This is a genomic window from Burkholderiales bacterium (assembly GCA_036262035.1).
GTDB lineage: Bacteria > Pseudomonadota > Gammaproteobacteria > Burkholderiales > SG8-41 > JAQGMV01.
Map to the genome: position 1 here is coordinate 520,620 of DATAJS010000010.1, position 23,490 is coordinate 544,109.

Sequence of the window (23,490 nt, forward strand, 5' to 3'; positions counted from 1 at the left end):
GGCCTCTTATAATGACGGTCGACATGTGATGGAGGAATGAAGATGCGACCGTTCGAAGGCGTGAAGATACTCGACTGCACGCACGTGCTCGCGGGACCGTTCGCGGCATACCAGCTCGGCGTGCTCGGCGCCGACGTGATCAAGGTCGAGGACCCCAACGAGCCCGACCAGAGCCGCGAGTCGGGCGCCGACATGGCGCTGAACAAGAAGCGCATGGGCACCGGCTTCATCACCCAGGGATCGAACAAGCGCTCGATCGCGCTCAACCTGAAGACGAAGCAGGGGCAGGAAGCGCTCAAGCGCCTGGTGAAGGACTGGGCCGACGTCTTCGTCGAGAACTACCGGCCCGGCGCGCTCAAGGCGCTCGGTCTCGGCTACGAGGATTTCGCGAAGCTCAACCCGAAGCTCGTCTACGCGTCGATGACCGCGTTCGGCCAGGACGGCCCGCGCGGCAACATGACCGCCTACGACCACGCGATCCAGGCGACCTCGGGTATCACGGCCACCACCGGCACCCAGGAAAGCGGCCCGATCAAGGTCGGCGCCCCGGTCATCGATTACGCGGTCGGCACCACCGGCGCGTTCGCGATCTCGGCAGCGCTGTACCAGACGATGCGCACCGGCAAAGGTCAGCACATCGACATGGCCATGCTCGACGTGGCGCTCATCCTCCAGGCCTCGCACATCACCGACTACTTCCACAGCGGCCACGCGACCAAGCGCGCGGGCAACCGGATGCGCTTCCCCGAGTCCTCCATGCACGAGGCGAGCGACGGCCTGGTGCAGCTCGCCGCGTCCAATGCCCGCCAGCATCGCCGTTTCTACGCCGCGATCGGCGAGCACGCCGAAGCCGAGCGCTACAGCCTCGACGAGCGCTACGGGCGCTACGACGAGAAGCACGACATGATCGCGCGCAAGCTCAAGGAGAAGACGGCGCAGGAGTGGGAGGACTACTTCCAGTCCAAGCACGTGCCGGCGACGCGGGTGCGCGAGCTGAAGGAGACGCTCCAGGACCCGCATCTGAAGCATCGCGGGGTGCTCCACCGGCACGAGAACGTGCCCGGCGTCGACAAGCCGATGACCGTCCCGCTCGCGGGCTTCAAGTTCGAGCACGACGGCCCGTCGATCCAGACGCCGCCGCCCACGCTCGGACAGCACACCGACGAAGTGCTGGCGTCGGTCGGCTACAGCAAGGCGGACATCGAAGCGATGCGGAAAGCGGGAGCGGTTGCCTAGACGCGAGTCCGCCCTCTGCGCGCGGGTGGCGCAGGCGCTGCGGGCGAACCGCGCAGCCAAGCTCAATTTCCCCGGCCTGTTCATGGGCCTTTCCGGCCGCCACGTCGGCGACGACGGCATCGATCTCACGTTCGACGACGGCGAGTGGTCGCGCGACGTGCGCGGCGAGCTCAACTGGCCGGCGCTCGGCGTGTTGCTCGACATCGGCCTGGGCGCGGTGACACGGCTCAAGTCGCCGCCGACGCAAAGGCCGGCGACCGTGCAGCTTCAGATGCAGATGACCGGCGTGCCGATGACCGGACACGCCGTCTGCCGGGCGCGCCTGCTCGAGCACGCCGGCGCAGCCGCAGTGAAGCATGCGCTGTCCAGCGGCACGGTCACCTGCGATGAGCGCGTCGTCGCGTACGTGTCGGGCGCTTTCCTCATGCTCGACCTGCCCGAAGGCAGGACGCAGGCGCGCGAGCCGTGGGCGCCGGCGGGTCTCGAGTTCGATCGCGACGCCGAGCTCGACGATTACGAGCGCACCGCGGTGAAGCGCTGCGCCGCGGCAGAGCGTGCGGCTACGCCCGCGCATCCGTTCATCGATCGGTTCTGGTGCGGCATTCCCCAAGGCGGCGACGGCAAAGCGCGTCTCGACGTTCCCGTCGGCCCGCATCTCGGCAACCGCACCGGGCACGTCCACGGCGGGATTCTGCTCGGCATGGCGGTGCAGACCGCCGGCGCGGCCGTGCCGCAGATGGCGCTATCCAACGTCAGCGCGTGGTTCGTGCGGCCGGGCGACGGTGCGCGGCTCAGGGTGCGGTCGAAGGTCGTGCAGCAGGGCCGCACGCTGGCGGTGGTGCGCACGCAGATACTCAGCGCCGAAGGCAAGCTCGTGCTCGAAGCGACCTCGCAACATATTGCCGCCGCGGCGGACGGCGCCTAGTTTCGCGCTTCGCTTAGCGTTTCGCGCTTCCCGGTGCTTCGCTGCCGGGCGGCAGCGCGTAAGCGCTCGCTTTCGGCGCCGTGAGCTTCGGCGGTCCGCCGCCGCCCACCGCGCCACCGGCGCTCGCGCTCGATGTGCTCCCGACCGCCACCGAGCCCGGCGAGTAGCCGCGACCCGGGACGTAGGCCGCCTTGTTCTTCTCGATGCACTTCGGATCGGCGCTGATGAGGCACGGGTCGCGGGTCGCTTCGGTCAGACCCGGAGCGACCGTGGCGCGCGGCGGCGTCGCATTCGCGGGGCCTCGATCGAAGCTGTCGACCACGTCGGCGACCGTCGGCCTGCGCGTATCGTCGGCCGCGCGGGGCGGCGCGGCCGAGCGCTTGTCGTTCGGAACGGTGCCGTCGAGGTTTTCGAGAACGACGGTGAGATCCGTCACCGTGTTCATGTTGCTCGGCAACTGGTTGGAGAAAGTGACCGATCCGTTCGCGTCGAGCCAGCGATACATCTGGGCGTGCCCGGCGGGAGCCGACGCCACGAGCGCCGCGGCGAGGGCGGCGCGCAGCAGGGGGTGCAGGTGCGTGCTCATAATGCCTACCCGGTGCAACGGGCAGGCCCGGAAACGTGAAGGCGGGCGAGCAGGCCGTGGTGTGGCCGCGACGGTGAAGATCACCACCGTCATCGCGAGGCGCCGAAGGCGCCGTGGCGATCCCGTGGCGCACGGAATCCCCCTTCCGGACGCTCCGGGATTGCTTCGTCGCTACCGCTCCTCGCAATGACCGCCATCAACGCACCGCGATCGGCGCGACGGTCGACCCCGTCGCGCCCTGCATCTTGATCGGCTGCATGATGAACGCGAACTCGTAGACCTTCTTCGCCGCGAGCTCGTCGAGCTTCAGGTTCTCCAGCAGGTGGATGCCGTAGACGACCAGCGCGATCTGGTGCACCGGCAGCGAGATCTGCTTGTCGGGATTGGGTGAGATTTCCACCGTGCCGTTGTCCGCGCCGAGCAGTATCGGGTCCTGCCTGGCGAGCCATAGCGCGGCCTGCACGCCGATGCCCGCGTGCCCCGCGAACTGGTAGGTCTTGTTGTCCTTGCCCCAGAGCTTGCCCCAGCCGGTGTGGATGAGCACCGCGTCGCCGGGCTGGATGCGCGTGCCCTGTTTCTGCAGCGCCGCTTCGAGATCGGCCACCGTGATCTCGTAGCCGCCCATGATGACGTCCACGCCTTTCAGCGCCGCGATGTCGAGCAGGATGCCGCGCGTGAAGATCGCGCCGACGTTGTGGATGCCGAACTTGGTGAAGCCGTTGCGTGTCTGGACGTCGTCGAGCTTCACGCAGTTGTAGAAGAGATCCCGATGCATCTGGTGCGCGAAGCCGTCGAACTGCGTGCCGACCTGCCCCATCTCGCTCGTCACCAGCTCTTCGTTCGACCCGCGCTGGTTCGATTGCGGGTTCATGAACGTGCGCTTGGTGTGCAGGTTGTACTGCCGCGTCGCCGACATCGGCATGTTGTTGTTGAGCACGTGGCCGAGCTCGACGATCTCGCCGAGCTGGATGAGCTTGGCGGCGTTCTGGATGAGGGGCGGGCTCTGGAGATTCATCGAGCCTCGCTCGTCTCCGGCGCCCCATCGGGAGGGGCATCGCGCCGAAGGCTCGGGAACGGTCCACGAAGGTTGTTGGGCTTGCGCCGCCGCGGCGGCGAGGACGAGCGACACCAGCACGAAACGCGAGCGAGTCATGACGTATCCCTCCATGTGTAAAACCGGGGTCTGACCCCGATAAGGCCGGGGTCAGACCCCGACCGTGGCGGATCAATCGGTTCTGATGGCGACCAGCGGTTTGCCGATGTTGTGGCGGTGCTCGAGCGCTTCGTGCGCTTCTTCGACGTTGTCCAGAGAGTAGTAACCGCCGATGGCGATCTTCAGCGAACCGTCGACGAGCGCGCCGAAGATGTCGGCGGCGCGGCGGCGAATCTCCTGCGCATTCTGCAGGTGATCGGCGAGGCGGGGGCGCGTGAGATAGAGCGACCCCGCTTCGCCCAGCTCGATGGGATCGAGGTCGCGCACCGAGCCCGAGACGCTGCCGTAGGCGACGATGAGGCCGCGCTTGGCGCAGGCGCGGAAGCTGTCGCGCAGCGTCGCCTTGCCGATCGGATCGAACACCACGTCCACGCCTTCGCCGCCGGTCGCCTCACGCACCGCTTCGGCGAAGCGGCCGCCGTCGTAGAGCATCGTCACGTCGGCGCCGCGCGAGCGTGCGACCGCGGCTTTCTCTTCGCTGCTGGTGGTCGCGAGCACCGTCGCGCCGGCACGTTTCGCGAGCTGGATGAGGATCTGGCCGATGCCGCCCGAGGCGGCGTGGATGAGACACGTCCGCCCCGGCGCCAGCCTGCCGACGTCGTGCGCGAGGTAGTGCGCGGTGAAACCGTGAAACACCGATGCGGCGGCCATGTCGAGCGTCAACGCGTCCGGCACTTTGACCAGGCGCCACGCAGGCACGACCGCGTATTCGGCGTAGCTGCTCCAGACCAGGCAATACGCGACGCGGTCGCCCGGTACGAAATCGGCGACGCCGGCTCCGACCGCTTCCACCGCGCCCGAGCCTTCCATGCCGAGCGTCGTCGGCAGGCGTACGGGATACGTCTGAGAGCCCGCGTATTTGCCCTGGCGGGTGTGAACGTCCATGAAGTTGATCCCCGAGTAGGCGAGACGCACCAGCACCTCTCCCGGGCCGGGTTCGGGAACGTCTACATCGCGCCTGACGATGACTTCGGGGCCGCCGTAGCGGTCGATCTGCACGCTTTTCATGATGGGTACCGGCTATGATAGATATCCGATGATACTCACCAGTCTCTTCCAGCGTTCGGATGCGTCGCGCAGCGCCGCTGCGCTCAAGGACATCCAGCAGCTCTGCTCGCGGCTGCTGTCGGAAGGCGGCACCGCCAACAGCGCGGCGATCGCGGAAGACGTGATCGGCGCCTATGCGAAGCTCAGCCCGGAGGCGCGGCTCGCGTTCTTCCAGTACCTCGACAGCACGCTCGCCCCCGACCGCGAGCGCGTGCTGAAAGCCGCCAAGGCGTACGCCGAGAAACCCGACGCCGAGCACGTGCTCGAGCTGCAGCGCGTGGTCGAGCCGCCGCGGCAGGAGCTCCTGCGCCGCATCAACCGCGCGCCGGGCGGCACCGCGGCGATCATCGGCATGCGGCGCGACCTGCTGAAAGCGCTGAAGGACGACAAGCGCCTGGCCGCGGTCGATTCCGATTTTGCGCACCTGCTCGCCTCGTGGTTCAACCCCGGCTTCCTGCGCCTGCAGCAAGTCGACTGGCATTCACCCGCCGCGCTGCTGGAGAAGATCATCCGCCACGAGGCGGTGCACGCGATCACCGACTGGACCGACCTGCGCCGGCGCCTACAGCCCGACCGCCGTTGCTTCGCCTTCTTCCATCCGCAGCTCCCGGGCGAGCCCCTGATCTTCGTCGAGGTCGCGCTGGTGCACGCGATCCCGCGCTATATCGAGCAGCTCATCCGCGCGCCGGTCGCGAAGGAAAGCTCGGTGCCGCCGCGCGTCGCGGTCTTCTATTCGATCAGCAACTGCGAGCCGGGACTGCGCGGCGTGTCGCTCGGCAACTTCCTGATCAAGCGCGTCGCACAGGAGCTCCAGGCCGAGATGCCGCAGGTGAAGCGCTTCTGCACGCTGTCGCCGATCCCCTCTTTCCGCGCGTGGCTGACCAGGCTCGACGTCGACGCACTTCCGGAGGAGTGGCCCGCGAAGCTGCGCAACCGCGTCGCTTCCGCCGTCAAATCGCTGCGCACGCGCTACGGCGACGACTTCGAAGGATTGGCCGACGTCGCGACCGCCCGCGCGCTGTCGGGCGACGACGAGGCGCGGCTCACGCAATGCGCGGCGGTCTTTCTCGCGCGCACGAGCGCCGCCCGGCACGGCGACCCGGTCGCGCGTTTTCACCTCGACAACGGCGCGCGGCTCGAGCGCATCAATATCGGCGCCGATCTTTCGGCGAAAGGGATGCGCGAATCGCTCGGCCTCATGGTGAATTACCTGTACGATCTGTCCGCCGTCGAAGCCAACCACGAGCGCTACGTCCGCGGCGAGGTCGTCTCGAGCCGCCGTATCGAAAGCATGACCTGATCGAACAACACAAGGGAGGAGACCGAATGAAGCTCAAGACCATCGTTGCCGCCGCGGCGGCCGCGCTCACCGCGCTGCCCGCGGGGGCGCAGAGCTGGCCCGCCAAGCCCGTCATCATGATCGTGCCGTTCCCGCCGGGCGGCGGCACCGAGGCGTTCGCGAGGCCGCTTGCGGCGACGATGAGCAAGCAGATCGGTCAGCAGGTGATCATCGACAACCGCGGCGGCGCCGGGGGCACCCTCGGCGCGAGCATCGCGGCGCGGGGTCCGAAGGACGGCCACTCGATCTTCATGGGCGCCGTGCATCACGCCATCGCGCCGAGCGTCTACAAGAAGCTCGAGTACAACATCGAAAAGGATTTCGTTCCGCTCGCGGTCGTCGCGGTGGTGCCGCAGGTGATCGTGGTGAACGCCAAACGCGTGGCGCAGCGCGATCTGAGGAGCTTCCTCGAGTACGCGAAGAAGAACCCGGGCAAGCTCAACTACGCGTCGGCGGGCAACGGCACCTCGCACCACCTCGCGGGCGAGCTTTTCAAGCAGATTGCCGGGGTCGATCTGGCGCACGTGCCGTACAAAGGCGCGGGGCCTGCGCTGCAGGACCTCATCGCGGGCCAGGTCGACCTCATGTTCGACGGGCTCGGCTCCTCCGCGCAGCACATCAAATCGGGGTCCATCCATCCGCTCGCGGTCGCTTCGGCGACCCGGTCGTTCGCGCTGCCGTACGTACCGACCGCCGCGGAAGCGGGCGTGAAAGGCTACGTGGTGACGACGTGGTATGCGCTGTGGGCGCCGGCCGGCGTGCCGAAGGACGTCCAGGATCGCCTCGTGTCCGAGATCAACAAGGGGCTCGCCGCGCCCGAGGTGAAGAGGGTGTGGGAGTCGCAGGGCGCGACCGTCGGACCGAACAATCCGAAGGACATGGCGGGTTTCGTCACCGCGGAAATCGCCAAGTGGGCCAAAGTTGCCAAGAGCGCAAACATACAGATCGATTAACCAATCGATCTGTATGCGCTCACGCAACTTTGGCCCTGCGGGCCGGATGAACGCCAAGGAGGGAAACCGAGGTTTCCCTCCTTGAACCTCCCTTCCTTTACTTGGCTGACTTCAGTCTTGTGGCGAGCCGCGGATAGACCTTGAGCGCATTGCCGCTGAACACCTTCGCTTTCCGCTCCGCCGACAGCCACTCGACGCCGTCGATATAGCGCCTGGTGTCGTCGTAGTTGAACCCGGTATCGGGGTCGACGCCTTTGACCGCACCGAGGATCTCGGAGGCGAAGAGCACGTTGTCCTCCGGCACGACTTCGAGCAGGAGCTCGATGCCCGGCTTGTGATAGACGCAGGTGTCGAAATAGACGTTCTTCATGAGCGAGGCTATGGGCGGGCGCTTCATGTCCTGCGCGAGCCCCTTGTAGCGTCCCCAGTGATACGGCACCGCGCCGCCGCCGTGGGGGATGATGAGGCGCAGGCCGGGGAAATCCTTGAACAGATGCCCCGTGACGAGCTGCATGAAGGCGGTCGTGTCGCCGTTGATGTAGTGCGCGCCGGTGTGATGGAAGTTCGGATTGCACGACGTCGAGACGTGGATCATCGCCGGCACGTCGAGATCGACGAGCTTCTCGTAGAGCGGATACCAGTATGCGTCGGTGATCGGCGGGCCTGTCCAGTAACCATCCGAAGGATCGGGGTTCAGGTTGCAGCCGACGAAGCCGAGCTCTTCGACGCAGCGTACGAGCTCGGCGATGCAGCCCCTGGGGCTCACGCCCGGTGACTGCGGCAACTGGCACACGCCGGCGAAATTCTCCGGAAAGACCGTGCACACGCGGTGGATCATGTCGTTGCTCGCGCGGCTCCAGTCGAGGCTGGTGCGCTCGTCGCCGACGTGGTGCGCCATGCCGCCCGCGCGCGGCGAGAAGATCGTGAGGTCGACGCCGCGCTCTTTTTGTATGCGGAGCTGGTTGGGCTCGATCGTCTCGCGGATCTCGTCGTCGGAGACCTTGAAGTCGGGCGACAACGCGCGGCCTTCGCCGAACGCCGCGGTCTGGCGCTTGCGGAAGTCGATCAGTCCTTTCGGCTCGGTGGTGTAATGCCCGTGGCAGTCGATGATCATCGTTGATACCTCGTGCTGTCATTGCGAGGAGCGCAGCGGCGAAGCAATCCCGAGGCGCTCGGCAACCATTACGTGCGCCACGAGATCGCCACGTCGCGCTGCCGCGCTCCTCGCGATGACGGCGTAGCGCGCTTTCGCGAGCTACGCCGTCAGTTTGCGTCCCATCGCCAGCGCGGCGTTCGACCGCTCCGGCTTCGGCATGAGCCACTTGAAGCCCTGCTCGATCACCGTCTTCACGTTCTTCTCGTCCACGTGAGGATGGCCGCAGGCGACGTTGTGCTCCTTGCAGATCGCGAGGATCTCGCCGATGGCGCCGGCGACGGTGGGATGATCGTACTGGCGCGGGAAACCGAGGTTCTGCGAGAGGTCGCCTTCGCCGATGACGACCGCGCCGATGCCCGGCACTTCCTCGAGGATCTTCGGCAGGTTCTTCATGCCGACGACGTCCTCGCACATGATGGCGACGAGGACCTCGCCCTTGGGGTCGAGCGGCCAGACGTCGGCGCGCTCGTAGTACTCGGGCTGCGTCAGGCCCCAGTAGCGCGCCGCCGCCGCGGGCGCGTCGCCGCGCTGGCCGCGAGGCTCGAATCTCGGCGCGCCTTCGGGGCGCGCGTAACGGCACGAGGCGACCGCGTTATAGGCTTCCTGCACCGTAGAGACGTGCGGCCACACGATGCCGAACACCCCGCTGTCGAGCACCTGCTTGGCGACCCACTGGTTCATCTCCGAGCCGTTCGGCGGGATGCGCACCATCGGCGTCACCGCCGGCGCGAGCGAGCCCGACTGCACGATCTGGCGGCGGTTGAGCAGGTACTGGAGACAGTGGCGAAGCTGCGCGATGTCGTAGCCGTTGTGCTCCATCTCGAACACGATGCCGTCGTACGGCTCGGTCGCCTGGCTGATCGTGTTGCCGATGTCCGCGGGCGCGAAGCTCACGAAGGTGTTCCTGCCCTGCTCGAGCTGCTTGATGATGCCGTTCAGACGCGGGATTTCCATTGTGAAGTTCCTCCAGTTGGTCGCTAGGGTCCGTAGGGTGCGTGCCAACGCACCGTTAAAGGCGCGGTGCGCTCGCGCGCACCCTACGCATCATTGGGCGGGTTCTTCTTTGGCCGGCGCGCCGTCGCACACCGCGCCCTTCTGCACGAGCGCCTGGTAAGCGGGGCCGTCTACCCCGACTTCCGCGAGCAGCGCGCGGTTGTGCTGCCCGAGCTTCGGCGCGGGCGTGCGTATCGTTCCCGGCGTGCCCGAAAGACGCGGCACGACGTGGTGCATCGGGAAGGTCTGCATGTCCTCGTCGGGATAGTCGGCGATGAGCTCGCGCTCGACGAAATGCGGGTCGTCGACGATCTGCGAGATGTCGTAGATGGGGCCGATCGTCACTTCGGCCTGCTCGAAGAACGCGACGTTCTCGGCCTGAGTCTTCTGCGCGATGAAACCGCCGATGATCTCGTCGAGCTCGGGCGCGTGCTTCACGCGCTCTTCATTGGTGCGGTAGCGCGGATCGTCGACGAGCTCGGGCCGGCCGATCGAGCGGAAGACGCGCTCGGCCATCTTCTGCGTCGACGCCGACAGGCAGACGTAATGGCCGTCCTTGCAGCGGTAGGCGTTGCGCGGGCCGGCGTTGGTCGAGCGGCTTCCGGTGCGCGGCTTCACCTTGTTGGTGAGCCGGTAGTTCGCCGCCTGCGGTCCGAGCACGGCGAACATCGGGTCGAGCAGCGACAGATCGATCACCTGTCCCTTGCCGTCTTTCTGCTCCACTTCGCGTAAGCAGATCATCACCGCGGTCGAGCCGTACAGCCCGGCGAGCGTGTCCGCGAGATACATCGGCGGCAGCACCGGCTCGCGGTCGGCGAAGCCGTTGAACGAGGCGAAGCCCGACATGCCTTCGACCAGCGTCCCGAAACCCGGCCGGCGGCGATAGGGTCCGCCCTGTCCGAAACCCGAGATGCGCACGATGACGAGCTTCGGGTTGCGCGCGAGCAGCACGTCGGGGCCGAGCCCCATCTTCTCCAGGGTGCCGGGCCGGAAGCTCTCGCAGAAGACGTGCGCGGTCTCGACGAGCTTCAGCAGGGCCTCGCGCGCCTCCGCGACGCGCAGCTCCAGGCACAGGCTCTTCTTGTTGCGCGCGTAGATCTTCCAGTTGGTCTCGACGCCTTTGATCTTCCACGCGCGCAGCGTGTCGCCCGCCGGCGGCTCGACCTTGATCACCTCGGCGCCGTAATCGCCGAGCACCTGCGTGAGCTGGTTGCCGGCGACGAGGCGGGAGAGGTCGAGGACGCGCACGCCTTCGAGCGTGCCGCGCGCCTCGGGGGTATAGGTTCTCTTCGTAAGTGCCACTCGTATCACCTCGTGTTCTATTCGCCCGCCGGCAGGCCCCACAGCCGCCGCGCGTAGTCGTCGGGCTCGCCCGCGAAAGCCACCGCGACGATCTCGAGGTCGCGGGTATGGGTGTAGGCGCGCGTAAAGCCGCTGGCGAGGAGCGCCGCGGTCAGCGATTTCACCGTGAAGCCGGTCTTGTGAGCGTAGAAGTCGTTGCCGCTGTGCTCGATCTCGGCGGCGTAACCGTAGATTACGTCGCGCACCGTGATCGGTCCGGCGGGCGACTCGTACAGGAAATCGTCGATGTCGAGCTCTTTCGCCACCACGGTGCGCATCAGCTCGCCCATGTCGGGCACGCGGATGTGCGCGAAGCCGCCGGGCCTCAATACGTGCAGGAAGCCGGCGAGCACGCGCGGCACCTCGTGGCGATGGTAATGCTCGAGATTGTGCGAGCAGTACACCGCGTCGTAGAGATGCGGCGCGAGCTTCGAGAGCTCGCGCGCGTCCCATACCAGGTCGGGCTCGCCGCGCGGGTCGACGTCGAGCACGATCTGCTCCCAGCCCGCGTACTGAGGCGGCAGCGGTATGCTGCGATTGTTGCCGCCGACGTTGAGCACGTGGCGGACCCGCTCCTTCGTCATTCGGGCTTGATGTTCGCCGCCTTCACCACCTTCGTCCACTTCGCGATCTCGGACTTCACGAAGCTGCTGAACGCTTCGGGCGTGGTCGGCTCGGGCTCGGCGCCGAAGTCGGTGAAGACTTTCTTCATCTCGGCCGACGTCAGCGTCTTGTTGATCTCGCCGTTCAGTCGTGCGATCACGTCCTTCGGCGTTTTGGACGGCGCGAAGATGCCCCACCACAGCGTCGCTTCGTAGCCGGGGACGCCGGACTCGGAAACGGTCGGCAGCTCGGGCGCGAAGCTCGTGCGCTTGGGCCCCGTCACGCCGAGCGCGCGCAGGCGGCCCGATTTCATCTGAGCCGCGACCGAAGGCAGGCTCACGATGAGGATCTGGACGTTGCCCGCCATGAGATCGGTCAGCGCCGGCGCCATTCCTTTGTGCGGGATGTGCACGACGTCGATCTTCGCCTGCGCTTTCAGCACTTCCATCGCCATGTGGTTGATGCTGCCGATGCCCGCCGAGGTGTAGTTGAGCTGGCCGGGTTTGGATTTGGCGATCGCGACGAGGTCCCTGGCGGTCTTGGCCGGCAGCGACGGATGGATCACGAGCACCATCGGCCCGTTGCCGACTTTCGACACGCCGGTGAGGTCGTTCACCGGATCGAACGGCTGCTTGGGCGAGATCGCGACGCCCGCGGCGAACGAGGTGGTGGTGATGTAGAGCGTGTGCCCGTCGGGCGCGGCTTTCGCGCACAGGTCCGCTGCGATGAGCTGGTTGGCGCCGGGGCGGTTGTCGACCACGACCGGCTGGCCGAGCGCGGGACTGATGCGCTGGCCGATCGCCCGCGCGAAGATGTCGTTGCTGCCGCCGGGCGGCGCGCCGACGAGGATGCGGACGGGTTTGCCGGGGAAATGCTGGGCGGACGCTTCGGATACGGCAGTGGCGGAAGTCGCGGCGATTGCGACGGCCATCATGCGGACCGACGCGCCGCGTGCGTAAAAGGCACGAGCGCTCATCGGGGTTCCTCGAAGGAAAATCGGACGGAGATTCTAAACGCTCCCGTGTAACATCGGCGAGGACGACCGATAGAGGGGGAAGGCATGGCGAAGGTACTGGTGGTGCACGGCAAGGGCATGGAGATGCGCGGCAAGGAGAAGATCGAGATCTTCGGCACGATGACGCTGCCCGAATACGACGAGCACATCCGCCGCTATGCGAAGGAGCTCGGGATCGACGTCGAGATCTTCCATTCGAACGTCGAGAGCGAGGTGGTCGCGAAGATCGGCGCGGCGAAGGAAAGCGTCGACGCGATCGTCATCAATCCCGCGGGCTACACGACCGGCCATCCCGCGCTCGCCGCCGCGCTCGCGGAGGTGCATGCGCCGACCGTCGAAGTGCATGTGTCTAACCCCGCGCGACGCGGCGGCGTGTCGGAGATCGCGCGCGTGACGCGCAGCGCGCTCGCGGGTTACGGGGTGTTCGGCTATTACCTTGCCTTGCGCGGCACGGTCGAGCTGCTGAAAAGCTAAATACCAAGGAGAGAGGACCGATGGGCAAGAGAATCGCATTCGTCGGCGCCGGTGCGCTCGGCGGCTACGTGGGAGGCTATTTCGCGCATCACGGCCACGACGTGACGCTGATCGACATGTGGCCGGAGAACATCGAGGCGATACGCTCGCGCGGGCTGGAGCTCGACGGCGTGACGCCCGAAGAGAAGTTCACGGTCACCAAGGCGAAGACCATGCACCTCACCGAGGTGCAGTCGCTCGCCAAGCAGAAGCCGATCGACATCGCGTTCGTGTCGGTGAAGTCGTACGACACCGAGTGGGCGACGATGCTGATCAAGCCCTATCTCGCGCCCGACGGCTACGTGGTGTCGCTGCAGAACTGCGTGAACGAGGAGAAGATCGCGGGCATCGTCGGCTGGGGCAAGACCCTCGGCGTTGTTGCCTCGGTCATCTCGGTCGACATGCGCGATGCCGCGAAGATCGTGCGCACCGCCCCCAAGGGCGGCGACAAGCACACGGTGTTCCGCGTCGGTGAAGTGCACGGCACGATCACCAGGCGCGTGCAGGAGCTCGTCGAGATGTTCAAGTGCATCGACAGCGCCAAGGGCACGAACAACCTGTGGGGCGAGCGCTGGTCGAAGCTCTCGCAGAACGGTCTTCGGAACGGCGTCTCGGCGCTGACCAATCTCACCAGCCCGCAGTGCGACATCAACGACGCGGTGCGGCGCTTCTCGATCCAGCTCGGCGGCGAGTCGGTGCGCGTGGCGACCGCGCTCGGCTACCAGCTCGAGAAGATCGGCGGCGCGCGCCCCGAGCTGTGGGATATTGCGGCCGCCGGCAACACCGACGCGATGACCGAGCTCGAGGAGCATCTCATCAGGAAGGCCAAGGACAATCCGCGCGGCGACGAGCAGCGCCCGTCGATGGCGCAGGACATCCGCAAGGGCCGCCGCACCGAGATCGACTTCATGAACGGCTTCATCGTCGACAAGGGCAAGATGCTCGGCATCCCGACCCCGACGCACCAGAAGCTGGTGGATCTCGTGCACCAGGTCGAGCGCGGGGATATCAAACAGTCGCCGACTCACCTCGGCGGCTGACGCTTTTTTATTTGAACCGCAAAGGACGCAAAGGACGCAAAGGAAAAGCAAAACAAACCGAGCATCGCGTCGTCATGCGCTCGCGATGCTCAGTCTTCCTTTGCGTCCTTTGCGTCCTTGGCGGTTAATCGCTTTTAAGAAATGTTAGATCGGAGCATCAAGCCCAGCTCGATCGTGCGGTACTTGGACGACTACGTCGTCGGCCAGGAGGTCGCGAAGAAGACGCTCGCGGTGGCGGTGTACTCGCACTACCGCAAGATCGAGCAGTCGGAGGCGACCTCGGTCGAGATCGCCAAGAGCAACGTCATGCTCATCGGCCCTTCGGGCACGGGCAAGACGCTGATGTGCGAGACGCTGTCGCGCTTCATCGACGTGCCGTTCGTCACCGCCGACGCGACCTCGCTCGCCCAGACGCGCTACGTCAACGAGGAGATCGACGCGATCCTGCAGCGCCTCGTGGACCGCGCGAACGACGACATCGCGCGCGCGCAGAACGGCATCGTCTTCATCGACGAGATCGACAAGCTCAAGGCGCCGCACGGCCAGCAGCGCACGCTCTCGGGCGAGAGCGTGCAGCACGCGCTGCTGAAGATCATGGAAGGCTCGCCGGTCAAGCTGCACAGCGGCAAGTATCTCGACACCACGAACATCCTCTTCATCTGCGGCGGGGCGTTCGTGGGGCTCGAGGAGATCATGTCCAAGACGCACGGCTACGGCTTCATCTCGACGTCGGACACCGACAACCAGAACATCCTCGACCGGCTCAACACGCGGGTGAAGCCGACCGACCTCGTCGAGTTCGGCCTGATCCCCGAGTTCACGGGCCGGCTGCCGATCATCGCGACTTTCCACGATCTCACCCGGCCGATGCTGGTCGAGATCCTCACGGTGCCGCGCAACTCGATCTACAACCAGTTCCGGGCGATCTTCGCCAACGAAGGCGTCGACCTCGAGATCGAGCGCCGCACCTTCGAGCAGATCGCCGAGATCGCCTACGAGTACAAGACCGGCGCGCGATCGTTACGCGGCATCTTCGAGGAGATGATCACGCCGATCCTCTACGAGATCCCCGACCGCCCGGAGGTGAAGAAGGTGCACATCGCCTCCCTCTTCACCGACGCGACGTTCGTTCAGTAAGCGACCTGCCACTCTCCCGCCGGGTTGCGCACCACCACCAGCCGGTCCGGGAACAGGATCGAGAGCACGATCCCGGCGCACATCTGCAGCTCGTTGCCCTTGATCTTGTCGAACGACTTGGTATCCGCGACGGGATAGAGCTCGCCTTTACGGCTCTTCACGACCACTTCGGGATTGCCGGTGGTCTGGAACTCGAGCTGGTCGGGCGCGGTTGACGTGATGCGCACGCCGGCGGCGTAGGCCGCCTCGAGACACTTGTTCCTGCGCACTTCGGCGACGTCGATGCCTTTGACGCCCGAGAGCGTCTTGTAGGCCGCAGCGAAATCGGGCTTCCACACGTCCATGCGCGCGCGAACGAGCGCGGCGAGGCGCTTCTTGTCCTCGTCGCTGAGCGAGGCGACCGCGGGGTAGTGATGCCACGGCCGGTCGGTCGCGAAGTCCGCGACGAACTCGCGCTCGAGCACGACCTTGCCGGTGACCGACTTCACGTCGGCGCCGCCGGCGCCCTGGTTGGTCGAGGTGGACGCGCCCGACGCGCTGGTGCCGCGCGTGACCTGGTCGGTCACCTCGTTCCAGCGCAGCTGCGTCATGTAGGCGGCTTTCGGATCGGTCGGCTCGAACTCGATGCGCACCTTGTTCTTGCCTTTGCGCAGCCCGGGTCCCAACGACTGGCTGGTGATCCAGACCGGCGCCGCGATCTCGCGCGCGTCGAACAGCACCGGCACGGTGTCGCGCTGGACCGGCATTTCGGTGAGCAGCACGTTGTTCACGTAGACCGACGCCTTGCCGGGGACCGTCTGCACCTTGGAGCTCTTGAGGTCGCCGGTGAAAGGCGCGAAGTGAATCTCGACGTTGAGGACCGCCGCCCGCGCGAGCGACGGCAGGAGCAGGAGCATCGCAAGAAGGAACCGCATGATCGCCTCCCTTCAGAGTAGCCGCCGCAGCGGCCGAAGATCCATCGTATGCCTCTATACTTGCGTCAACATTACGACCAAAGGTGAAGGCCATGCCAGACGCAAGCGCCGCAGTGGTCTCCGATCTTGCGCCGACCGGCAAGCTTCGTGTCGGCCTGAACATGTCGAATTTCCTGCTTACGCGCACCGACGAGAAGAGCGGCAAGCCCGCGGGCGTCGCGCCCGATCTGGGCGCAGAACTCGGGCGCCGTCTCGGCGTGCCGGTCGAGCTCGTGCCGTTCCCCAATCCCGGCGCGCTCGCCGACGCCGCGAAGAGCGGCGTGTGGGACGTCGCCTTCCTCGGCGCCGAGCCGCAGCGTGCGAACGAGATCGATTTCACCGCGGCCTACGTCGAGATCGAAGCGACCTATCTCGTGCCCGCGGGATCGAAGATCGGACGCGTGGAAGACGCCGATCGCGCCGGCGTGCGCATCGCGGTGCCGGAGCGCAGCGCCTACGAGCTCTGGCTCACGCGCAACATCAGGAACGCGCGGCTCGTGCGCATCAAGGGCGCGGACGCCGCGTTCAAGCACTTCGTCGACGACCGGTGCGACGCGCTTGCGGGCCTGCGCCCGCGGCTCATCAGCGATCAGGCGAACCTCGCAGGCTCGCGCATCCTCGACGGCAACTTCACCGCCGTGCAGCAGGCGGCGGGCGTTCCCAAGGGCCGCGCCGCGGGTGTGCGCTACCTGCGCGAGTTCATCGAGGAAGCGAAGGAGAGCGGCCTCGTCGCGAAGACGATCGACGCGAACGGCGTGCAGGGCCTCACGGTCGCGGCGGCTTCGCGGGTACAGGACGAGCGCGGCGCGGAATAGGTCGCTGCATGCCCGGGCCCCTCGGAACCGACGCGCACCGGCCGCAGATCGACGCAGGCACGCTGGCGCTCGCCCGCATGCCCGACCCGGCCGGCGGTTCGGCGTGTGGGTCTCGGAGACGCCCCGGGACAGCGCCGCGCAATGATCAGCGAAGAAGAGGCGATCGCGAAGGCCGCTACATCCCGCGATAGCGCTGCTCCGAGCCCGTCATTTGCCCCCGGTCAGCACGTACGCCCACAGCGCAGCGATGTCGTCCGGCTTCAGCACGTCGCCCCACGGCGGCATGTTGTTCTTGCCGTAGGTCACCGAGTCGACGAAGCGCGCGCGGTCGCTCTTCGGGAATTCCCTGAGGTCGGTCGCCCACGGCGGGTCCGCGAGGCGCGTGCCGTGGCACGTCGCGCAGTGCCTGGCGTAAGTCTGTGCGCCGCGCTTCACCGCTTCGTCGTCCTGCGCCCCGACGTTCGCGGCCGCGGCCGCGAACACGAGGGCAACACCGAATCCTGCGAATCTCACTGGCCATCCATCAGCGCGAAGGTCCACACCGAGCCGCCCGCCGGCACGCTGTTGGTGATGAAGCGCCCCGCCACGCTGCCGCCGCGGCCCGAGAGCACCGTCACGTACTGCCTGCCTTTGTAGGTATAGGTGATGGGCGGCGCGTTGACCGACGAGCCGGTCTTGAACTTCCACAGCTGCTTGCCGGTGTCCTGGTCGAGGGCGATCACTTCGCCGGTCAGCAATCCGGTGAAGAGCAGGCCGCCGTCGGTGCCGAGCATCCCGGCCGAGCTCGCGAAGTCCATCAGCGGCGTCTGCCACTTGGTCTTGCCGGTGAGCGGATCGATCGCGATGTGCCAGCCCGCAGGCTCGCCCTTGGGCACGGCCATGCTCGATTCCATGCCGGTGTAGTTGCCGCCCATCTCGAGCTTGGCTTCGACGAACTTCATCAGACGCGGCAGGTTCCAGGTGTTGAGATAGACCAGCCCGCTCCTGCGATCGAACGCGCCGAGCGTCGCATTGGTCCCGCGCGACGGATGGAGCAGCACCTGCTCGCCCTTGACCGCGCGGTCGAGGACGTCGGTGAGCACCGGCCTGCCGGTTTCGAGATCGACTTTCGAGGCCCAGTTCACTTTCACGAACGGGTTCGCCGCGACGAGCTTGCCGTTGGTGCGGTCGATCACGTACAGGAAGCCGTTCTTGTGGGGGTTGATCAGTACCTTGCGCGTCTGGCCGTTCACCGGGATGTCGGCGAGGATGCTCTCGGCGGTCGAATCGAAGTCGAAGCTGTCGTTCGGGAGGTACTGGTAGTACCACGCGATCTCGCCGGTCTTGGGCCTGATGGCGAGGATGCTCGCGGTGTAGAGGCTGTCGTGCGACTCGCGATAGACCGGGTTGTACGGTTCCGCGTTGCCCGTGCCCATGTAGATCAGATCGAGCTCGGGATCGTACGAGAAGGTCTGCCACGTCGAGCCGCCGCCGTATTTCCACGCGTCGGGCTTGGTCTTGTGCGGCCAGGTCTCGGAGCCGGGCTCGCCCGGCGCGGGGATCGTCCAGCGGCGCCACAGCCGCTTGCCGGTCTCGGGATCGTAGCCGTCGATGAAGCCGCGCGTCGTGCTCTCGCCGCCGCCGGTGCCCGCGATCAGCACGCCGTTGGCGATCATCGGCGCGACCACGCCCTTGTAGCCTTCCTTGAAGTCGGCGTATTTCTGGCGCCACACTTCCTTGCCGGTCTTCATGTCGAGCGCGATGACGTGCGCATCGAGCGTCTCGCGGTACAGCCTGCCGTTGTAGATCGTCGCCGGCCCGCGCATGAGCGCGCCGCCGCCCGAGACCCGCAGCGCCGCGCGGTCGTAGGTGACCGGCGTGCGCCAGATCTGCCTGCCGGTCTCGACGTCGAGCGCCATCGTCATGTTGCCGTTCACGACGTACATCACACCGTTGTAGACCGTGGGCTGCGACAGGTCGCCCATGTCGTTCATCGTGCTCGTGCTCCAGACCGGCACGAGGCGCTTCACGTTGGATTTATTGATCTGCTTGAGCGGGCTCCACTGCTTCAGGTCGTAGCCCATGCCGAACGTGGTGACGTTGTCGGTGCTTCCGCTCTTGTTGAGCAGATCGTCGGCGGTCTGTGCGTAGGCGGCGGCGCTCAGCGAGCACAGCGCCGCTGCGAATAGCTTCCTCATGGCGACTCCCTCCTTGTGGTCGAGCGGCGGGCGTGCGTATGGGTTCGGGCGTGACGCCCGAGGTTTACTTTAACGCCAAACAGGGACGATCCCGCGCAAAAGAAAACCCGCCGTCGAGGACGGCGGGTTTTTTCTCGCTTCGGCGCACGGCTGCGCGCCGAAGCGTGCTGCTACCGATTCTCGCCGTGCGAGCGGCGATGGCCCTTGGCCTTGCCGTGGCCGCGCTTGCCCGGACCGTCGCTCATATCCGGCTTCGAGCCGGTCGAGCCGCCGGCGCTGGACGAGGTGCCGCCCTGGCCCGGCGCGGCGCTCACGCCCGGTACGTTCATGTTCTGCGCGCTGTTCGTGTTCTGCGACGCGGTCGTGGACTGGTTGGTCGTCGCCTGCGAGTCCATGAAGATCGCGTTGTGGTCACCGCGGAACTTGGCGCTCGACGACACGCCGGTCGCGGCGCTCGGGTTCACCGACTGCTGGGGACTGGTCTGAGAGGCCTGGCTCGCGCCCGTGCGGCTGGAGCTCTTGCCCGACGTGCCGGGCGCGGCGCTCACGCCCGGGACGTTCATGTTCTGCGCGCTGCCGGTGTTCTGCGATGCGCTGGTCGACTGGTTGGTCGTCGCCTTCGAGTCCATGAAGATGGCGTTGTGGTTGCCGCGGAAGTTGGCGCTCGAGTCGACGCCGGTCGCGGCGCTCGGGTTCACCGACTGGGCGGGATTGGTCTGCGAAGCCTGGCTCGCGTCGGTCGATTGACGCGTCTGCGCGAGCGCGGCGGTGCTGCAAGCGGCGAACACGGCCGCAGCGATGACAGAGTACTGACGGATCATGGTGGTTCTCCTCGAAAGTTGGACACTGCTCCCGGGGAGGTGCAGCTTCTATGCCGACGTCTCGATGTGACTGTCGAGGGCGATCAGGCAGCGCGGAGCTTCGCGCTCGCACTCGTCTCTGGTCAGGAACGCCATGGGAGAAGCGGCCAGCACCTGCCCGGCGTCGTCGACATGCTCCCAGTGCCACAGCCCGTGGCTGTCGGCGTAGACGCGCACACCCGGCGGGCGCGACTTGCGGCGGCCGTTCTTCTGCCGCCTGCCGCCCATCACGGGCAGGCCCTGCGAGCGCGCTTCGGCCTCGCACGGATCCCGCTCCCGATAGCATCGGGACACCGACGCGACGTGACCGTCGTGGGTGACGAGCTCCCAGATCCACTCGCGGTTGATGTTGGTGCGCACGCGAACGTGCGGCTCTGCGATCCGGTATCCCATTCTTATCGACTGTCGGACGATGCCTTACAACGAGCACTCCACATGCCCGCCGGGCAGACGGTTGTGCACTTATGCCTGGGCGGGGCGACGCGCGTCGCCATTGCCGCCATGCGAGGCATGCAGCCTGCGCGCGGCCAGTGAGGAGACCGCTTCCCGGTCGACCACGATCAGCCTGCGGCGGTCGCGGCGAACGATGCCGCCTTCCACCATCCTCTTCACCACCCGGCTGACCATCTCGCGCGACGCGGCGACCATCGACGAGATCTGTTCGGCGCCCACGCGCACATGCCACACGCCGTCCGACTCGACGCTGTGCTCGACGAGCGTGCTGGCGACGCGCTGCTCGACGGTCGTGAGCGCGAGATGCGCGAGCTTCGCGTGCGTCTGACAAAGGCGCGCGGTGATCTTGTCGAGCATGCACATCGCGGCGCGCGCATTCTCCTCGAGGCATTCCAGAACGACCTTGCGCGGGACGAAGAGCGCCCTGCAGCGCGACTCGGCGCGGATGCTGGCGGCGCACGCCTGTCCCTCGAAAAGACCGAGCTCTCCGAAGAACTCGTGCGGCCCGATGCTCGTCACCAGCAGCTGGTGGCCTTCGCCGTCCTCGTGCAGCACCGAGACCTGTCCCTCGAGCAGGATGTAGAGCCCGTCACCTTCCTGGCCCGAATGCTGGATGACGGCGTTGCGCTCGTACGACCGGGTCTCGATCGCCCCCATCGCCCAAGACAACTGGCCGCTGGAAAACCACGAGAACGGCGCAAGCCGTCGTAGCGTCTGGGGGTCTGCGTTATAGCGGGACATGGCGTGGAAAAAGAGCGGGCGACAAAAGCGCGGGACTATAGAGGAATTAGTGCGCCCGGGTTGTGAGAAGGTCCCGCTTCGTTTGTAAGACTTTGTTTCGGTAAACGCAGGTTGCGGCGATGCGGCATGAGATCGAGCGTGACGGCAGCCGCCCTACGCAGCGTCGGCACGCATCGCCGTGTCGGGCGGACACGCCCGCATGAGACTGGAGTACTGCTCGGGCGTGGTGGCGGGACTCCACAGATAACCCTGTCCGATGTCGACGCCGTGGCGCAGCAGGACCTCGCGCTGCTCTTCGGTCTCCACGCCTTCGGCGACGATCTCCTTGCCGAGGCTTTTCGCGATCGCGACGATCGCCGACAGGATGCTGTCGGACCCCGCGTCCTTGCCGATGTCGGAGACGAAGGCGCGGTCGATCTTCAGCACGTCGAAGGGCATGCGCCGCAGGTAGGCCAGCGACGAATAGCCGGTGCCGAAATCGTCGATCGCGATGCGCACCCCTTTGTCGTGCAGCCGCTGCAGCGTGGCGATCGCCTGCGACGAGCTGTCGACCAGCAGGCTCTCGGTGATCTCGAGCTCGAGACAGAACGGACGCATGCCGGTCTCCCCCAGCAGCAACTCGATGCGCGGCACGAAATCGTCGCGCAGGATCTCGCGGCTCGACACGTTGAGCGAGATGCGCAGCGGCGCGACGCCGCTCGCGGACCAGCGCTGGAACTGGCGGCACGCGGTCTCGCGCACGTAGTCCCCCATCGGCTCGATGAGCGCCGTCTGTTCCGCGATGCCGATGAACTCGCCCGGACCGACGGCGCCGCGCTGCGGATGCTCCCAGCGCAGCAGCGCTTCGGCGCCGACGATGCGTCCGGTCGCGAGCTCGACCAGCGGCTGGTAGGCGACCGTCAACTGCCTGTGGTGCACCGCCTGTCTGAGATCGCGCTCGAGCGCCGCGCGGGAAGTGAGCTCGGAATTGATGCGCTCTTCGAAGAACATCACGCGGCCCGAGCCGCTCGCCTTCGCGCGCGACATCGCCACGTCGGCGTTGTGCAGCAGCCGCGTGCTGTCGCGCCCGTCGTCGGGATAGAGCGCGACGCCGATGCTCGCGCCGAGGTGATAGGTCTCGCCTCCGACGACATACGGCTCGGCGAGCACCGCCGCGATCTTCTCGGCCGCCTTGCCCGCGTGCAGGTCCGAAGGGATCGCCGGCAGCAGCGCGAGAAACTCGTCGGCGCCGTAGCGTGCGAGCACGTCCTGCTCGCGCAGGCTGCGCTTCAGGCGCGCCGCCGCTTCGCGCAGCACTTCGTCGCCGCCGGCATAACCCGCACAGTCGTTCACCTTCTTGAATTCGTCGATGTTGATGAACACGAGCGCGAACGCGAGACCGTCGCGCTGCGAGCGCGCGATCTCGGCGCTGAGGCGGTCGGTGAGCGAGCGGCGGTTCGGCAGGCCGGTGAGCGCGTCGTAGTGACCTTCGAGGTAGCGCACCGCGCGGTGGATGCTGGCGGTGAGGGCGACGCCGAGGCGCGCCGCGAAATCGCAGGCGTAGGTGCGGCCCTGGTCGCCGAGGCTGCGGCCCGCGCGCGTGCCGACCGTGAGTACCGCGGTCATGGAAGCGTCGACGAACACCGGGACCAGCAGCACTTCGCGCGCGCCGCGCTCGGCGGCGAAAACGCCGAGCGGGTCGGCGTCGGCGCGCTCCAGCCACAGGCCGTGCGGCTCCACCGCGAGCACTTTGAGGGTGCGGGCGTCGCAGGACGGCCGCAGCTCGGCGGGCGCGGCGTCGCCGTCGTCGAGGAGCGTGATCGCCTGGGGCTGGGTATCGGTCGGGAGCATCGTTACCGCGAACACGTCGCAGCCGATGACGGCGGGCGCCTTGCGCAATACTTCGCGGACGAGGACTTCGGTGCTCGCCGAAGCGAGCACCGCGCGGTCGATCTGCGCGAAAGCTTCCAGCGCGCGGTGCTGGCGCGCCGCGAGCGTGTCGGCGCGGCTTTCGGCGGCGCCGCCGCCCCGCGTGAGCCGGAAAAAGCGACGGGCGACGGCGGCAGCGAGCGCAGCGCCGAATCCGGCGATCCAGGGAGCCCGCGCGCCGAGCGCGAGCGAGGCGAGTAGCGCAGCGCCCGCCGCAGCGATCGCGATCGCTGTGGTCGTGGACTCTCGCGCGTTCATCAACATCGGTCTCCCGGGGCGCCGCAGCTGCCAGGACGCGCCCGCCGGTCCGTGCGGAATTGCGCAGCGCGTACGCGTTTCGTGATGCGTGCGTGCACCAACGTCGTGTCTACGGCACTGCGCTGTGCGGCTTGAGCGGCGTGTGTGCCGTAATGCACGACTGTCGCCTACAGATTCGGTTCCGGATGACGTTAGGTCATCCGAATAGGCGCTACTTTTCCAACCTTT

Annotated in this window: 23 protein-coding genes; 8 read left to right on the forward strand and 15 right to left on the reverse strand. The window is 66.9% G+C overall.

Features of this window, described 5'->3' with window-relative positions:
- Positions 1 to 42 precede the first annotated feature (42 nt).
- On the forward strand, positions 43 to 1,236 hold the full coding sequence (locus VHP37_10490; GenBank protein HEX2826763.1) for a CaiB/BaiF CoA-transferase family protein: 1,194 nt from the start codon (positions 43 to 45) through the stop codon (positions 1,234 to 1,236).
- Positions 1,229 to 2,161, forward strand: a complete 933-nt coding sequence (locus VHP37_10495; GenBank protein HEX2826764.1) for a PaaI family thioesterase — start codon at positions 1,229 to 1,231, stop codon at positions 2,159 to 2,161. The genes VHP37_10490 and VHP37_10495 overlap by 8 nt, the downstream gene beginning before the upstream one ends.
- Positions 2,162 to 2,174: 13 nt before the next feature.
- Here VHP37_10495 and VHP37_10500 read toward each other — a convergent pair whose 3' ends face one another.
- From VHP37_10500 to VHP37_10510, 3 genes are all read right to left on the reverse strand, one after another.
- Positions 2,175 to 2,747 (reverse strand): DUF4124 domain-containing protein, encoded by a 573-nt coding sequence (locus VHP37_10500; protein ID HEX2826765.1) that lies wholly within the window; start codon positions 2,745 to 2,747, stop codon positions 2,175 to 2,177.
- Between the two features lie 196 nt (positions 2,748 to 2,943).
- Positions 2,944 to 3,900, reverse strand: a complete 957-nt coding sequence (locus VHP37_10505) for a cyclase family protein (protein HEX2826766.1) — start codon at positions 3,898 to 3,900, stop codon at positions 2,944 to 2,946.
- 72 nt (positions 3,901 to 3,972) lie between these two features.
- Positions 3,973 to 4,968, reverse strand: a complete 996-nt coding sequence (locus tag VHP37_10510; GenBank protein HEX2826767.1) for a quinone oxidoreductase — start codon at positions 4,966 to 4,968, stop codon at positions 3,973 to 3,975.
- Positions 4,969 to 4,996: 28 nt separating this feature from the next.
- On the opposite strand from VHP37_10510, the gene VHP37_10515 reads away from it, so the two are divergent.
- Both VHP37_10515 and VHP37_10520 read left to right on the forward strand, forming a co-directional pair.
- The gene (locus VHP37_10515) at positions 4,997 to 6,307 is read left to right on the forward strand and encodes a malonyl-CoA decarboxylase (protein HEX2826768.1); all 1,311 of its coding nucleotides are present in this window, start codon (positions 4,997 to 4,999) and stop codon (positions 6,305 to 6,307) included.
- Positions 6,308 to 6,333: 26 nt separating this feature from the next.
- On the forward strand, positions 6,334 to 7,299 hold the full coding sequence (locus VHP37_10520) for a tripartite tricarboxylate transporter substrate binding protein (GenBank protein ID HEX2826769.1): 966 nt from the start codon (positions 6,334 to 6,336) through the stop codon (positions 7,297 to 7,299).
- 97 nt (positions 7,300 to 7,396) lie between these two features.
- Here VHP37_10520 and VHP37_10525 read toward each other — a convergent pair whose 3' ends face one another.
- The 5 genes from VHP37_10525 to VHP37_10545 all read right to left on the reverse strand — a co-directional run bounded on the left by VHP37_10525 (position 7,397) and on the right by VHP37_10545 (position 12,368).
- Entirely contained in the window at positions 7,397 to 8,413 is a 1,017-nt protein-coding gene (locus VHP37_10525; GenBank protein HEX2826770.1) for an amidohydrolase family protein, read from the reverse strand.
- A gap of 141 nt (positions 8,414 to 8,554) precedes the next feature.
- Positions 8,555 to 9,409: an aldolase/citrate lyase family protein gene (locus VHP37_10530; protein ID HEX2826771.1), complete on the reverse strand. Its 855-nt coding sequence runs from the start codon at positions 9,407 to 9,409 to the stop codon at positions 8,555 to 8,557.
- 90 nt (positions 9,410 to 9,499) lie between these two features.
- A complete protein-coding gene (locus tag VHP37_10535) occupies positions 9,500 to 10,750 on the reverse strand; it encodes a CoA transferase (GenBank protein ID HEX2826772.1) in 1,251 nt (416 codons plus the stop codon).
- 17 nt (positions 10,751 to 10,767) lie between these two features.
- Positions 10,768 to 11,373, reverse strand: a complete 606-nt coding sequence (locus VHP37_10540; GenBank protein ID HEX2826773.1) for a methyltransferase domain-containing protein — start codon at positions 11,371 to 11,373, stop codon at positions 10,768 to 10,770.
- Positions 11,370 to 12,368: a tripartite tricarboxylate transporter substrate binding protein gene (locus tag VHP37_10545; protein ID HEX2826774.1), complete on the reverse strand. Its 999-nt coding sequence runs from the start codon at positions 12,366 to 12,368 to the stop codon at positions 11,370 to 11,372. The genes VHP37_10540 and VHP37_10545 overlap by 4 nt, the downstream gene beginning before the upstream one ends.
- 84 nt (positions 12,369 to 12,452) lie before the next feature.
- Here VHP37_10545 and VHP37_10550 point away from each other — a divergent pair, with 84 nt between their 5' ends.
- The 3 genes from VHP37_10550 to clpX all read left to right on the forward strand — a co-directional run bounded on the left by VHP37_10550 (position 12,453) and on the right by clpX (position 15,097).
- Positions 12,453 to 12,881 (forward strand): type II 3-dehydroquinate dehydratase, encoded by a 429-nt coding sequence (locus VHP37_10550; GenBank protein ID HEX2826775.1) that lies wholly within the window; start codon positions 12,453 to 12,455, stop codon positions 12,879 to 12,881.
- 20 nt (positions 12,882 to 12,901) lie between these two features.
- Entirely contained in the window at positions 12,902 to 13,960 is a 1,059-nt protein-coding gene (locus VHP37_10555; protein ID HEX2826776.1) for a 2-dehydropantoate 2-reductase, read from the forward strand.
- A gap of 141 nt (positions 13,961 to 14,101) precedes the next feature.
- Positions 14,102 to 15,097: an ATP-dependent Clp protease ATP-binding subunit ClpX gene (clpX, locus tag VHP37_10560; protein ID HEX2826777.1), complete on the forward strand. Its 996-nt coding sequence runs from the start codon at positions 14,102 to 14,104 to the stop codon at positions 15,095 to 15,097.
- Here the strand turns inward: clpX and VHP37_10565 are convergent.
- Complete coding sequence (locus VHP37_10565) at positions 15,091 to 16,011, reverse strand: hypothetical protein (protein ID HEX2826778.1); 921 nt, start codon at positions 16,009 to 16,011, stop codon at positions 15,091 to 15,093. The two genes, clpX and VHP37_10565, sit on opposite strands and share 7 nt — an antisense overlap.
- 92 nt (positions 16,012 to 16,103) lie before the next feature.
- Here VHP37_10565 and VHP37_10570 point away from each other — a divergent pair, with 92 nt between their 5' ends.
- Positions 16,104 to 16,865: an ABC transporter substrate-binding protein gene (locus tag VHP37_10570; GenBank protein HEX2826779.1), complete on the forward strand. Its 762-nt coding sequence runs from the start codon at positions 16,104 to 16,106 to the stop codon at positions 16,863 to 16,865.
- Between the two features lie 207 nt (positions 16,866 to 17,072).
- Here VHP37_10570 and VHP37_10575 read toward each other — a convergent pair whose 3' ends face one another.
- The 6 genes from VHP37_10575 to VHP37_10600 form a co-directional block, all read right to left on the reverse strand.
- The gene (locus VHP37_10575; GenBank protein HEX2826780.1) at positions 17,073 to 17,378 is read right to left on the reverse strand and encodes a cytochrome c; all 306 of its coding nucleotides are present in this window, start codon (positions 17,376 to 17,378) and stop codon (positions 17,073 to 17,075) included.
- Positions 17,375 to 19,042 carry a PQQ-dependent dehydrogenase, methanol/ethanol family gene (locus tag VHP37_10580; protein HEX2826781.1) on the reverse strand — a complete coding sequence of 556 codons (1,668 nt, stop codon included), beginning with the start codon at positions 19,040 to 19,042 and terminating at the stop codon, positions 17,375 to 17,377. The genes VHP37_10575 and VHP37_10580 overlap by 4 nt, the downstream gene beginning before the upstream one ends.
- 170 nt (positions 19,043 to 19,212) lie before the next feature.
- A complete protein-coding gene (locus tag VHP37_10585; protein HEX2826782.1) occupies positions 19,213 to 19,863 on the reverse strand; it encodes a hypothetical protein in 651 nt (216 codons plus the stop codon).
- A 48-nt stretch (positions 19,864 to 19,911) separates the two neighbouring features.
- Positions 19,912 to 20,295: a hypothetical protein gene (locus VHP37_10590; GenBank protein ID HEX2826783.1), complete on the reverse strand. Its 384-nt coding sequence runs from the start codon at positions 20,293 to 20,295 to the stop codon at positions 19,912 to 19,914.
- A 69-nt stretch (positions 20,296 to 20,364) separates the two neighbouring features.
- Positions 20,365 to 21,096 (reverse strand): Crp/Fnr family transcriptional regulator, encoded by a 732-nt coding sequence (locus tag VHP37_10595; protein ID HEX2826784.1) that lies wholly within the window; start codon positions 21,094 to 21,096, stop codon positions 20,365 to 20,367.
- A 153-nt stretch (positions 21,097 to 21,249) separates the two neighbouring features.
- Positions 21,250 to 23,262, reverse strand: coding sequence for a bifunctional diguanylate cyclase/phosphodiesterase (locus tag VHP37_10600; GenBank protein ID HEX2826785.1), 2,013 nt, complete (start codon positions 23,260 to 23,262; stop codon positions 21,250 to 21,252).
- Positions 23,263 to 23,490: the final 228 nt, after the last annotated feature.